The sequence below is a fragment of the Bradyrhizobium sp. SOJA106 genome (assembly GCF_059448745.1).
The window spans coordinates 4,603,219-4,615,894 of the sequence record NZ_CM182549.1 but is presented as its reverse complement, the minus strand read 5'-3'; the positions used below and the strand labels follow the sequence as shown (position 1 = coordinate 4,615,894).

Annotated in this window: 14 protein-coding genes; 3 read left to right on the top strand and 11 right to left on the bottom strand. The window is 63.7% G+C overall.

Annotated elements, in window-relative coordinates; all coding sequences use genetic code 11:
* Positions 1-129 precede the first annotated feature (129 nt).
* Both AC5V87_RS21320 and AC5V87_RS21315 read right to left on the bottom strand, forming a co-directional pair.
* Positions 130-1,014, bottom strand: a complete 885-nt coding sequence (locus AC5V87_RS21320) for a DUF2147 domain-containing protein (RefSeq protein WP_456838417.1) — start codon at positions 1,012-1,014, stop codon at positions 130-132.
* 210 nt (positions 1,015-1,224) lie between these two features.
* Positions 1,225-2,007, bottom strand: coding sequence for a transporter substrate-binding domain-containing protein (locus AC5V87_RS21315; RefSeq protein ID WP_456838418.1), 783 nt, complete (start codon positions 2,005-2,007; stop codon positions 1,225-1,227).
* A gap of 115 nt (positions 2,008-2,122) precedes the next feature.
* On the opposite strand from AC5V87_RS21315, the gene AC5V87_RS21310 reads away from it, so the two are divergent.
* Positions 2,123-2,617 (top strand): DUF1993 domain-containing protein, encoded by a 495-nt coding sequence (locus AC5V87_RS21310; protein WP_495371928.1) that lies wholly within the window; start codon positions 2,123-2,125, stop codon positions 2,615-2,617.
* A 280-nt stretch (positions 2,618-2,897) separates the two neighbouring features.
* On the opposite strand, the gene AC5V87_RS21305 is transcribed toward AC5V87_RS21310, so the two are convergent.
* The 6 genes from AC5V87_RS21305 to AC5V87_RS21280 all read right to left on the bottom strand — a co-directional run bounded on the left by AC5V87_RS21305 (position 2,898) and on the right by AC5V87_RS21280 (position 9,099).
* Positions 2,898-3,398, bottom strand: a complete 501-nt coding sequence (locus AC5V87_RS21305) for a hypothetical protein (RefSeq protein ID WP_456838419.1) — start codon at positions 3,396-3,398, stop codon at positions 2,898-2,900.
* Between the two features lie 235 nt (positions 3,399-3,633).
* Positions 3,634-4,623, bottom strand: a complete 990-nt coding sequence (locus AC5V87_RS21300; RefSeq protein WP_495367691.1) for a hydroxyacid dehydrogenase — start codon at positions 4,621-4,623, stop codon at positions 3,634-3,636.
* Positions 4,624-4,659: 36 nt separating this feature from the next.
* Positions 4,660-5,760 (bottom strand): ABC transporter ATP-binding protein, encoded by a 1,101-nt coding sequence (locus AC5V87_RS21295; protein ID WP_456838421.1) that lies wholly within the window; start codon positions 5,758-5,760, stop codon positions 4,660-4,662.
* 6 nt (positions 5,761-5,766) lie between these two features.
* Positions 5,767-6,678: a carbohydrate ABC transporter permease gene (locus AC5V87_RS21290; protein WP_456838422.1), complete on the bottom strand. Its 912-nt coding sequence runs from the start codon at positions 6,676-6,678 to the stop codon at positions 5,767-5,769.
* Positions 6,678-7,616: a carbohydrate ABC transporter permease gene (locus AC5V87_RS21285; protein ID WP_456838423.1), complete on the bottom strand. Its 939-nt coding sequence runs from the start codon at positions 7,614-7,616 to the stop codon at positions 6,678-6,680. The genes AC5V87_RS21290 and AC5V87_RS21285 overlap by 1 nt, the downstream gene beginning before the upstream one ends.
* A gap of 142 nt (positions 7,617-7,758) precedes the next feature.
* Positions 7,759-9,099: an ABC transporter substrate-binding protein gene (locus AC5V87_RS21280; protein ID WP_456838424.1), complete on the bottom strand. Its 1,341-nt coding sequence runs from the start codon at positions 9,097-9,099 to the stop codon at positions 7,759-7,761.
* A gap of 470 nt (positions 9,100-9,569) precedes the next feature.
* Here AC5V87_RS21280 and AC5V87_RS21275 point away from each other — a divergent pair, with 470 nt between their 5' ends.
* Positions 9,570-10,382 carry a Spy/CpxP family protein refolding chaperone gene (locus AC5V87_RS21275; RefSeq protein WP_495367690.1) on the top strand — a complete coding sequence of 271 codons (813 nt, stop codon included), beginning with the start codon at positions 9,570-9,572 and terminating at the stop codon, positions 10,380-10,382.
* 112 nt (positions 10,383-10,494) lie between these two features.
* A complete protein-coding gene (locus AC5V87_RS21270; protein WP_456838426.1) occupies positions 10,495-10,872 on the top strand; it encodes a response regulator in 378 nt (125 codons plus the stop codon).
* A gap of 108 nt (positions 10,873-10,980) precedes the next feature.
* On the opposite strand, the gene AC5V87_RS21265 is transcribed toward AC5V87_RS21270, so the two are convergent.
* The 3 genes from AC5V87_RS21265 to glk form a co-directional block, all read right to left on the bottom strand.
* Positions 10,981-11,136, bottom strand: a complete 156-nt coding sequence (locus AC5V87_RS21265; protein ID WP_456838427.1) for a hypothetical protein — start codon at positions 11,134-11,136, stop codon at positions 10,981-10,983.
* A gap of 146 nt (positions 11,137-11,282) precedes the next feature.
* Positions 11,283-11,486: a hypothetical protein gene (locus AC5V87_RS21260; protein WP_456838428.1), complete on the bottom strand. Its 204-nt coding sequence runs from the start codon at positions 11,484-11,486 to the stop codon at positions 11,283-11,285.
* A gap of 136 nt (positions 11,487-11,622) precedes the next feature.
* Entirely contained in the window at positions 11,623-12,603 is a 981-nt protein-coding gene (gene glk, locus AC5V87_RS21255) for a glucokinase (protein ID WP_456843337.1), read from the bottom strand.
* Positions 12,604-12,676 lie beyond the last annotated feature (73 nt).

The following is a 12,676-nucleotide window of genomic DNA, read 5'->3' as shown; positions in this document are numbered from 1 at the left end:
TGAACCTGTGATGTGAGGGCTGTCACGCGCGAGGCGCTGCGTGAGCTGCAGCACGTCGCAATGATGCGGTGGGCAAAAGCAAAGGGGCCCGTGCGGGCCCCTTGTCTCGTCAGAGCGTGTCGCCCGAACTCAGTTCACCCGCGTCCAGGTCTGGCCGCCGCAGAACATGCCGCCAAAGGCGCAGCCCTGCACACGCAGCCGGTCGGTGCCCTTCATCGCGATCGTTGAATCGTAGGTCGAGCCGGAGTTGGGGTCGAGGATGCGGCCGGACCATTTCTGGTCCTTGCCGGGCTTCATGTTGATCAGAACCTGCTCGCCGTTCTGGTTCGATTTTGCATCGACCGAATAGCCGCAGAGATTGTTGCCGCATTGCTCGATGCGGACCTTGCCTTCCTTCTCCTCAGTGAGCCAGACGCCGAGCGGCGAATTGAGATCGCGCGCGGGCGCCGCTGCGGGAGCCGGCGGGGCCACGGCGGCGGACTGAGCGGGGGCGGGCGCCGGAGCGGGAGGCGGAGGCGGCGCCGGAGGGGCAGCGGCCACGGGCGGGGCCGCCGGCGGAGCCGCGGCCGGAGCGGCGTGCTGCTCGACCGGCGCGAGGGCCGGAGGCGGTGCGGGCGACGGCAGCACGGCCGTCTCGGCCGGAGCGTTGCTGGCGGTTGCTGCAGGAGGCGGAGCAGGTGGAGGCGGCGCCGGCGGCGGTGCTGCGGCGTCCGGTGCGGGAGCCGGAGCTTTCTCGGCTGGAGGCGCTGCGACTGGAGCGGGTGCCGGTGCTGGCGCGGGCGGCGCTTGCGGATCGGCCTTGGCCTGTTGCGGCGGCTGCTTGTCCGCAGGGCTCTCGTTTTTCTTGGCCTTCTTGACCTTGCCCTGGCCGGTGTTGTCGTACACGCCGGGGATTTGCACCGTGCCGCGGTCGGGATCGATGCGGATGGTGTGCCCGCCATATTCGAAAGTGTACTGCGCCTGGGCAGCGGTGCTCGCCAAAAGGAATGCGGCCGTGGCCAACAGCTTCCTCATTTCGCATCTCCTGAACAGGTGGTCCCGCACCAACGCTTACGCGCCGGCTTCATTCCGAAACGTGATCTAGATCACTGTCTCGGTATGAGTCGTCGTCCCGCTGTTCCGGGTTCAATAGGCCTCAAGCCGGTCCAAAGTTTGACAGAGGCAGGCGACAGGAGGCCGCGGCCTGGAGCGCCGTTCCCGACGGACTCGGAACGGGGAAGCGCCCTAGTCGAACCAGGCGCTGTAGATCTTCCTGTAGCTGCCGTCTTCCATGGAGATATGCAGCCACTGGTCCACGAAGGCCTTCAGCGCCATGTCGCGCTGGAGCCAGTAGGCCTTCTCGGAGAAGTCGAACGGCTTGTCCGGATGCACGGCGCAGAGCACGCCTTGATGCTGCTTCTGCTGGTAGCGGGTCTCGGAGGCGTCCGTCATCATCAGATCGGCATTGCCCTTGGCGATCTCGTCGAAGATCACGGTGTTGTCCGGGAAAACGGTGATCTCGGCGTCTCTGACGTTGGCGCGCGCAAAGCGCTCATTTGTGCCGCCGGGATTGACGATAACGCGGGTGCCCTTCTTGTCGATGTCGGCTAGCGTCTGGTACTTGCCGACGTCGGCGCAGCGGGTGATCGGCGTCTTGCCCTCGCGCATGATCGGCGTCGAGAAGTAGCCCTTCTTCTGGCGGTCGAGGGTGACGGAGACGCCGCCCATGGCGATGTCGAACTGGTCGGCCTCGAAATCCTTCATCAGCTTCGGCCAGGCGGTCGGTACGAACTCGACCTTGACGCCGAGCGCCTTGCCGAGCGCCTCGGCCATGTCGACGTCGAAGCCGGAGAACTGCTGCGTGGCCTTGTCGAGGTAGGTGAACGGCTTGTAGTCGCCGGTCATGCCGACGCGCAACGTGCCGCGCTTGACGATCTCGTCGAGGCGCGAGGGCGCCGCCTGCTGTGCGTGCGCCGAAAGATTTGCCAGCAGGACCACGGCCAGAGCCGCCACTATACGAACGATCATCTCTTTTCCACCCATGCCCGAGCTGTCATTGTGCAGCTCTCGACGTGTGGATTTAGACCAGATGCCAGTTGCTGGCGAGACGGAATTTGAAGGGAATGTTGTCGTGACGATCTCGATGTACGAGGCCTCGGTCGGCCTCTTCGTGCCGTATTTGCGCAATCTGTCGGTCCTGCTCGACAAGGGCGTTGCCTATGCCGAGACGCGCAAGTTCAATCCGGCGGTTTTGCGTGGCATGCGCATGGCGCCAAACATGTATGATCTCGCCCAGCAGGTCGGCGAGGCCTGCCGCCATGCAGTGGTTGCTCCGGCGCTTCTGGCACAGTGCGAGCCGGTGGCGCTGCCGCCGCTCGAGCATGACATGGCCGGCCTTCAGGCCCGGATCGCGACCTCGATCGAATTCATCGAAAGCCTGCCGCGCGCCGAGATCGACGCGGCAGCGGAGCTGAAGGTCTTCTTCCGGCTGAAGAACGGGACCGAGCTGCCCTTTACCGGGCGGACGCTGCTGCTCACCAACAGCATCCCGCAATTCTTCTTTCACGTCACGACGGCCTACGACCTGCTGCGGCACGCCGGCGTCGAGCTCGTGAAGAAGGATTTTTTAAGGAAGTAGGCTGGGCTAGCTCTCCCCAGTGGAGCAGGGCCATCGCATATGAAGAAGAACGTGGCGGGAAGCTCGCTTGCGGCCATCCTTCTAGACGCCCGCCGTCGGCGGGCCCTCAGGATGAGGATCGAGTGTGCAGCCGTAGTCTTGACGTGCACCGATCCCGCTTAGCCTCATCCTGAGGAGACCGCGAAGCGGTCGTCTCGAAGGACGAGGCGCGCACTCACGTCGTGCAAAATAGTCCTCTCCGACGGAGAGAGGTGCAGAAACATCTGGTCTGCGAACTGCCTTAAGCTTCGCCCTTGCGCTCGAACTCGGCGAGCGAGCTCCGGCCGGCGATTTCGCTGCGGAGCAGCTCGAAGCGGCGGTGGGCCTCGTCCTCGTGCTCGTCGACGAAGCGCACGGCGGCCTCGCTCGTCATCGGGCCGCTGACCACGGGCGCGGACTGCTCGCCGATGGTCTCGTGGACGTAGTACTGGCCGTCGTCGCCGCGATGCACCGTCCATTTCAGGCGGATCGCCACCATCGGGCCCGGACCGACCTTGCTGTAGCCGTCGGCATCGGTGTGATCAGGCACCAATGGCTGCTGGTCGACCACCGGATGCTCGTCGACCGCATGATCTTCTTCAGCACGTTCTTCATGTTCTTCGGCGGACGGCTGCTCACCGGCGGCGACCATCTCGGTCTCGCGGATGATCTCGGTTTCGCGGACGACGGGGCCCGGCTCGGGGTGCTCCAGGATGCTGGCGATGGTCGCGAGCGCGTGGTCGGTCGGGTCGATCTCTGACAAGGGTCCATCCTCCAGCTCGACGCGGCCGGCAAGTCTGTCCCCCTGCCGCCGCGGCCAGATATATTACGCGGGTTCGATTAAGGCTGAGTTGGGGCCCGATCTGCACCAAAATGGGACGCATTCTGGCCTTCCGAAGGCGGGCGGACCGCGCATGATCCGGAAAAGATCATGCTCAAACAACAAGCTAAAGCGCGATGATGATCCATCACGCTTTAGCTGCGCGCGTTTCGGTTTTTCAGCCCAGCACGTCCTGATTGATGACGTTCTGCCGGATGGGATCGCCGTCCAGCACACTCAAAATGTTGCGCGCGGTCTGCTCGCTCATGCGCTGGACCGCCTCGACCGTGACGCCGGCGACATGCGGGGCCATGATGACGTTGGGCAGCGCGAACAGCGCATTGCCGACCGGCGGCGGCTCCACCTCGAACACGTCGATGCCGGCACCGGCGATCTTGCCGGAGACCAGCGCATCGTACAGCGCCGCTTCCCTCACGATGCCGCCGCGGGCGGTGTTGATGAGATAGGATCGTGGCTTCATCCGGCCGATCCGTGCCGCGTCGAACAGACCGACGGTCTCCGGCGTCTTCGGGCAGTGGATGGTGACGAAATCGGCATTCGGCAGCGCGGCGTCGAGATCGCTGACCAGCTCGCATCCGGCCGCCTTGATCTCGGCGGCGGGTTTGTAGGGATCGTAGACTTGCACCTTCATTTCCATCGCCAGGCAGCGCACGGCGGTGCGGCTGCCGATGCGGCCGAAGCCGATGATCAGCACGGTCTTGCCGTAGAGATCGAACGGCAGCATGCCGAGCCGGTCGGCCCATTTGCCGTCCTTGACGCAGGCGTGCATCTCGTTGGCGCGCTTGGCCAGCGTCAGCATCATGAACAGCGCCTGTTCGGCGACCGAGGGCGAATTCGCGCTGCCCGCGACCATCAGCGGCACCTTGCGGCGGGAGAGGGCGGGCACATCGACGGCGTCGTAGCCGACGCCGATGCGGGTCACCACCTTCATGTCCCTGGACGCCTCGAGCTCGGTCTCGCCGAAGGCGGTGGCACCCAGCGCCACGCCATGGACCGGCGCATGGCTCTTCAGCAGGGCCTCGAAATCCCTAGCCGAGATCAGGTTCGAAAACTCGACGAGCTCGATATCGTCCCGCTGGGTGAGGAGAGCGCGTGCCCCTTGCGACAAAGTTTGTGTAACGAAAATCTTCTTCTTGTTGGTCGCCATCGCTCCCCTGCCTGCCTCGCGTCTCTTGAGCCGGCGTCACAGCACGACGCCGGTCTCCTCGTTTAGCAGGTGCATATTGTTGAGGTCCATCGCCAAACGCATGGGAGCCCCGTCCGTAGCGCCGGCATTGGGATCGACGCGGCCGCAGACGGGCGTGCCGTCGAGGCCGAAATAGACCAGGGTCTCCATCCCCATCGGCTCGGTGACGTCGAGCACGGTCTCGAAGGTCTCGACGCCCGGCGCCAGATGCGGGTGCGACTCGGTGAGATGCTCGGGCCGGATGCCGAGCAGCAGCTTGTCGGTGCGCGGCAGCGCGTTGTAGCGCGCGGCGCGGGCCGGCGGCAGCGGGAAAGCCACGCGGTCGGTCAGGCGGATCTGGAGCGTGCCGCCGGAATCCTCGAGCCGGCACGGGATGAAGTTCATCGCGGGCGAGCCAATGAAGCCGGCGACAAAGCGCGTGGCCGGCTTGTGGTAGAGCTCGTTCGGCGTGCCGATCTGCTCGATGCGGCCCTTGTTCATGACCACGACGCGGTCGGCCAAGGTCATCGCCTCGACCTGGTCGTGGGTGACGTAGACCGTCGTGGTGCGCACCTTCTGATGCACTTTCTTGATTTCGATCCGCATCTGCACGCGCAGCTTCGCATCTAGATTGGATAGCGGCTCGTCGAACAAGAATACCTTGGGGTTGCGCACGATGGCGCGGCCCATCGCGACGCGCTGGCGCTGGCCGCCCGAGAGCTGCTTCGGCTTGCGGTCGATCAGGTCGGTGATGTCGAGCAGGCGCGCGGCCTCGGTCACCCGCGCCTTGATCTCGGCCCTGGGATAGTGCTTCAGGCGCAGCCCGAAGGACATGTTCTCGGCCACCGTCATATGCGGGTAGAGTGCGTAGTTCTGGAACACCATGGCGATGTCGCGATCCTTTGGGGGCACGTCGTTGACGACGTCGCCGCCGATCATGATGTCGCCGTCGCTGATGTCCTCGAGGCCTGCGATCATGCGCAGTGTAGTCGACTTGCCGCAGCCGGAGGGGCCGACCAGCACGATGAACTCGTGATCGGCGATATCAAGGTCGATGCCGCGCACGGCTTCGACATCGTCATAACGCTTAACTACTTTCCGCAAAGCAACGTCGGCCATGAGACATCAACCCTTTGTCGCACCGGCGGTCAGGCCGGCAATGTAGTAGTCCATCAGGAACGCGTAGATAATCAGCGGCGGCGCCGCACCCAGCAGCGCACCGGTCATGATCTGTCCCCAGTTGAACACGTCGCCCTTGATCAGCGTCGTGGTGATGCCGACCGGCAGCACGAGTTGATCTATCGACGTCGTGAACACCAGCGGATAGAGGAACTGCGCCCAGGACACCGTGAAGGCGAAGATGGTCGCGGCAATCAGCCCGGGCAGCGCGACCGGGATGAAGATCCGCGTCAGGGTTTGCAGCCAAGAGGCGCCGTCGATGAGCGCGGCCTCATCGAGCTCCTTCGGGATCGAGGCGAAATAGCCGATCATGATCCAGGTGCAGAACGGCACCGTCAGCGTCGGATAGATGAACAGCAGGACGTACCACCGGTTCAGCAGCGTGATGCCTGTCAGGTCCTGGACCACCCCGAGCATCTTGAACAGCGGGATGAACAGAAGGCTGTCCGGGATCAGGTAGGTGAGGAAGACGCCGGTGGCCAGCGTCGCCGAGCCCCAGAACTTCATCCGTGCCAGCGCGAAAGCCGCGGGGATGCTGATCAGCATCGTGATGATCACGACCGTGATCGAGATGATCGACGAGTTCCAGAAGAAACGCAAAAACTGGTTCGAGGTCAGGAGCTCGACATAGTTCGACAGGGTCGGATGGAACACCCACCACGGGTTGGTGGCCGCCGATATTTCCGCGCTGCTCTTGAGCGAGGTGATCAGCATGTAGAGCGGCGGCGTCAGGAAGAAGATCGCGAACAGCACCAGGAAAAAATAGGACCAGCGCAGCGCCCAGGCGCGGTCGCGGCTTATGCTGCCATACTTGACCTTCCTGGAGGGGCCAGCCTTGTCGATTGCGAGTGTGCTCATCAGGCTTCGTTCCCTCGCTTGTTGACATCACGCAGGATGAAGACCGCTGCGACGGCCAGGATCGGCACCATGAACAGGGAGACGCAGGCGCCGAGCGGAATGTCGCTGCTCTGGATGCCGACCTGGAACGCCCAGGTGGCGAACAGATGCGTCGTATCGAGCGGGCCGCCGGAGGTCAGGATGCGCACGATGTCGAAATTGGCAAAGGTCACGATCAGCGAGAACAGGGTGGTGATCGCGATGATATTGCGCATCATCGGCAGCGTGACGTACCAGATCCGCTGCCACCAATTGGCGCCGTCGATCGCCGCCGCTTCGTAGAGCTGGTCGGGCACGGATTTCAGGGCCGCCAGATACATGATCAGGAAGAACGGCGCGCCGTACCAGACGTTGACGAGGATGACCGAGAAGCGCGCCCAGAAGGTGTCGCCGAGCCATGGGATCGGCCCGACACCGAAGAAGGAGAGCGTGTAGTTGAAGGCGCTGTAGGAGGGGTCGAACAGCCACAGCCAGGCGAGCGTGCTCATCGCCGGAGGGATTACCCAGGGCACCAGCAACATGCCGCGCCACTTGCGCTGCTTCTTGCCGGGAATGTTATGGACGAAATGCGCGACGATGAAGCCGATCAGCGCCTTGAAGATCACGGCCGTGATCGCGAAGATGCAGGACTGCTTCACCACCATCCAGAACGTCTCGCGCTTGAACAGGAAGGTGAAGTTGCTAAGGCCGACGAATTTCGTCATCGCCTTGTTCAGCGTCGCCAGATAGAGCGAATAGAAGGCGGGGTAGAGCACCAGCAGCGCGATCAGGAGAATCAGCGGCAACGTCAGGAAGAACGCAACCGTCGATTTCCGCCCGAGCGCATTGCGCAGGCTTGATCCCTTTCGCGCGCCCGTCGCACGGGCGACGCGACCTCGCTCAACGACGACTTCGGCCATGTCAGCTTCCTTAAATCAGCTCTCAGCTTCTTTGCAGACAGTTCAACTGCAAGGCCGGCCGCTTGGGTCGGCTTTGCGGTCATACGGATCGGACAACGGATGCAGGCGGCGCACGCGCGTGCGCCGCCTGTCTCATCCCAGCCTAGCTCCGCATGAAGCCTTCGCACTCGCCTTCGGCCCAGGCGAGCGCCTGCTCCATCGTTTCGCCCCGCGCGAAACGTAGCGCCATCTTGGTCAGCGTCGCCTGGAAGTAGATCTGCTGCGCGACCTTAGGCGGCGCGGGCGAAGCTGCGATCGACAGCGTCTGATGCTTGTAGGGGTCCGGATAGTGGAAGAGCGTTCCCTTCGGCGGGCCTTCCTCCTCCCACGTCTTGAACTTGGTCATGTTGGCGTAGGCCGGCAGGTCGTAGCCACCGCTCACCGCAACAAACTTCTCGATCGACGTTGGCGAGGACAGGTGAACGAGCAGGCTCTTGGCCGCCTCCTTGTTCTTGCCGAAGCTCCAGACGCCCCAGAAGTAGGGCAGGTACGGTGCAAACCGCCCCTTGGGACCGGACGGGAAGCCGTGCGTCCAGCACTGTTCGGCGACCTGCGGCGCGTCGCGCTTGGCAACGGCCCAGGCGCTCGGCGGATTGAGGATCATCGCGCCGCGACCGGAGATCAGCCATTTGTTGTTCGAGGCGTCGTCCCAGGACGGTGCGTCCGGCGGCAGGAACGCGATGAGCTTCTTGTAGAACTCCATGGCCTGGCGAACCTGATCGGTCTTCACCGTGATGTCGCCCTTGGCGTTGACGAGCTCGGCGCCGAAGGACTGGAAGATCGCGCCGGCGGTGTCCACGCTGTCGGTGGTCTCGCCAAGACCGATGCCGAATGCGAAGCCGGCCTTGTGGCAAGCCTCGGCCGCCTTCAGGAAGGTCTCCATTGTCCAGTTCTCGACCTTGGGCGGGCCGCCGGCCGGATACATCTCCTGCACGTCGATGCCGGCATGCTTCTTCATCAAGTCGATGCGGGAGCAGGGGCCCTTGATCTGGCTGCCGGGTGTCGCGGGTGTCGCGAGCCATTTGCCGCCCGATTGTCCGAGATACTTGACAGTGCCGTTCACATCGCCGTTCTGCTTGATGAGCGGCTCCATGACGTCGTTGAGCGGCTCGAGATTCTCGGCATACGCCTGCGGCCACCAGCTCGGCATCTGAAGGATGTCATGACCGGACTTGGCCTGCGCCTCGGCGGCGGCCGTCAGCTCGATCTTCTTGTTGTTGCTGGTGATGTAGTCGATGGAGACTTCGACCTTCTCCTTCGCGGCCCATTCATTGACGAGATCGGTCGAGGCCTTGTTGGCGCCTGGCACCCAGTGGTCCCAGAAGCCTATCGAGAGCTTGCCGGCGGCGTAGGCGCCGCGGACATAGGGCGCCGTGATCAGCGCCGCGGAGGACATTGCAGTGGCAGCCACAAATTGACGTCGCGTCAGTGTCTTGCGTGACATCTCGTTTCCTCGCTTGGGTGTTTTATTGTTCTGGTGTTTCCTCTGAACTCTTCCGAGCTCTTTTGATTTTTCTTGGAGTTTGTCGTTCGACGTTTCTTTTTGGTGCCGTCAGCTCCGGCGGCAAATTGGTAGCGCGATCAGATCATGATTGTTCGCGTCTGTCGAGAAAACCGAATGGCGATCGTCTAGAACTAACGTTGTGCCTGAAACCGCGACGGCATCGCGCGCCGGCCGTGAACCGCGCGCGCTCCTTTTGCGACGCACACTTCGCGCAAGCCGGCCAGGAAGACGTCGTGCGCAATTACGCCGCAGTTTCGAATAAGCCTGCGTAACCGCTTCGCGCGAAAGACTTTTCGGGCGTGGACAGCGATCGGCAGCGTCTGGACCTCGAAGCGGTGGAAACGATAGAGTTGCAACCAGCGGGTGGCTCCCACCCCGAACGGCCAATCAGATCGACGATGGAGACGAGAATGATCAACCCGGCGACACCTGCGCGGCTTCATTTGCGGCGATGGTTCGCGCTGGGGTCCGTGCTCGCGCTGCTGCTTGGCGCAGCCGCGGTGGCGAATGCCCAAGGTTTGGTCAAGGGCGTTCAGGACGGCGCGGCAGCCGGGAACAAGGCCGCGGGTCCGGTCGGTGGCGTGCTCGGCGGCGCGATCGGCGGCGTGGTCGGCGTCTTCACAGGCGTGCTCGGCGTCGGCAACAACAACAATGCCAGTCAGGCGCCGGCCGCCAAGGACGGCAATAAGGATGCCAGCAAGGACGCCAAGCAGCAGGGCGCGGGCAAGGACAGGGATGCCAAGGGCGATGCCAAGAGCGCCAAGGCGGGCAAGGGCGCCAAGGCGACCAAGGAAGCGAGGAACGCGCCGCAGGACGCCAAAGACAACAAGGATGTCGCGGTTCTCACCCAGAATGGGGCGCCGCAGCTCACCGCCGATCAGATCGTCGCCAACAGCGATTCCTATATCGAGCGGATCAAGAGCGAGCTGAACCTCACGCCCGATCAGGAAAAGCACTGGTACGGCTTCTCCAGCGCCATGCACTACCTCGGGCATAATGGTGCGGAGCGGCTCAACCTGCGGGTTGCGCGGGCGAAGCGGGATCCGCCTGATGACATCATCGAGCAGATGCGCAACGAGGCGCAATTCCTGATCGACCGCGCCGCCGACCAGCGCAATGTCGCCGACGCCGCCGAGCCGCTCTATTCGAGCCTCGATGACAAGCAGAAGCAGGTCTTCATCCAGGAGATGGTGCGCCTCAGCCATGAGCGCGGATTGGATTGATCAAGTTGAATCGGATCGGGCGCGCCTGAATTAACGGCGCGCGCCACGAATTCGTGAATCCTCTCCGCAATTCGGGTATAATTAGCTTCGCTAGGCTGACTGCGGGGTTGATATGGCGGACGGACTCTCCGTTTTCCTGGTCGAAGACGAGGCGTTGATCCGGATGATGATCGCCGACATGGTGGAGGAGCTCGGCCACCATGTCGTCGCGGAAGCGGACAATGTCCGCGACGCCAGCGCCTTTGCCATGACCGCCCAGTACGATCTGGCCATCCTCGACATCAATCTCATGGGCGTCTACGTCGATCCCGTCGCCGACCTGATCGAGCGCCGCGGAAAGCCGTTCCTGTTCGCCACCGGCTACGGGCCGGAGCTGCTGCCGTCCTTGCTGCGGCGCAGGCCGATCCTGCGCAAGCCGATTTCGATCGATCAGCTCAAGGCAATGATCGATTCGATGTTTCCGGAAATCACGGTGAAGGCGCCGCATTGAGCGACGACCAAGGCGCCGCTGGCAACCGTGCCCGCCAACGAAAATGGCCGCCCTCGAAGGGCGGCCATTCGCGGCGCAATCATCCAATTCCAATCATCAAACGCAATGTCACATCAGGCCGGCGCTGAGGTCGATACCCTGCGCGATCAGGCCGAACGAGGCGGCGAGGCCCATGCAGCAGAACAGCGCGATGGTCTTGAAGGCAGAATCGGCAATACGCGTTTCGACAGCAGCCGGCATCGCGGCGAGCGAAATCATGCTCATGTTCATTCCCCCCTTTGTGTTGACCCTGAATTGCATCAGGTGAGGGAACTCTTAGCGCAAAAGGTTTGACGCGAGATTTCGAGGGATCGTTAACGGAATCACAATCCGATCGCGCATTCGCAGCGCCGCAATGGGATCGCCGATCCTCAGCCGCGGCCGTTCCTCAGTACGGTGGCGATGGTGTGGGCGGTCATGGCGGCCCGGTCCGAGGCACGCTGCGCCGCCAACCGGTCGCGGGCTTTTTCCTCGATCAGGAGCTCGATCAGGGCGAGCCGCTTGTCCTCGTCGTCCGCCTCTGTCAGCAGGCGGTGATAGCGGTGATAGTCGAAGCCTAGGTCCTGCTTGCGCATGTCACGCCCCCGCAACTACGCTACACAACTCGCGCGAATTGTTTCTCATCGGAAACGAGGGGGCAAGCACGATCCTGCGTGGAACCGCGTGTCGACTGCAATCAGCTGTGAATTATCGGATCCGAACGCGCGTATCTCAATCCGGATTGTGGTCGGCGAACATCTTGAGGCCCAGGAAGCTAGCATCGGGCCGGGTGACCAGACGCGTCGGGATGTTGCGCAGGTAGTCCTGGAAGCGGCCCTTGGCTTCGAAGCGCGCCCGGAAGGCTGAGGCGGCGAGGAACTCCGGAAAGCGCGGCACGATTCCGCCGGCGATGTAGACGCCGCCGCGGGCGCCGAAGGTCACCGCGAGATTGCCCGCGACCGAGCCGAGGATGGCGCAGAACATCTCCAGCGTCGTGCGGCTGACCGGACAGCTGCCCTCGAGCGCCGCCTTGGTGATGGCCGCGGCATCGCGATGCGGCACCTGGGCGCCGTCGACCTCGGCCAGCGCCTCGTAGAGGCTTTGCAGGCCGGAGCCGGACAGCGCGCCGCGCTCGATGGAGACATGGCCGAGACGCCGGCGCAGGCACGCGATCACGCGCTCCTCGCGCTCGTTCTCGGCCGGCAGGGTGGCGTGTCCGGCCTCGGTCACGACGGCCAGCCGCGCGCCATGGCGCTCGACCAGGCACGAGACGCCGAAGCCGGTTCCAGGTCCGACCACCAGCAACGGCTCTCCGGGCAAGCCCTCCTGTCCGCCGAGCGGGATCAGATCGGCAGGCTCCAGGGCGGGCAGGGACCAGGCCACCACCTCGAAATCATTGAGCACGTGCACGGTGTCGAAGCCGAGGCCAGACTGGAGCTCGTCGCCGTCGATGACCCAGGGGCTGTTGGTCATGACGCAGCGGTTGTTGGTCACGGGTCCCGCCACGGCCAGCACGGCGCGTTGTGGCGGCGCGCCGCCGGTCCTGCGTCCGAGAACATCGACAATGGCTTCCCGGACCGTCGGGAAATCGGCGACCTTCACATACTCGATCGGTCCGGCGCCCTGGCGTCCGCCGTCCCGGCTCAGCGCGAAGCGCGCGTTGGTACCGCCGATATCGGCGAGAAGAATCTGTCCTGTCCTGCCGATCGTCATGACCATACGGCTTCCGCAGCCTTGGTGGCCGCGGGAAACCTTTTCCTCCACTCCATCGACGCAAGTCCGCCTG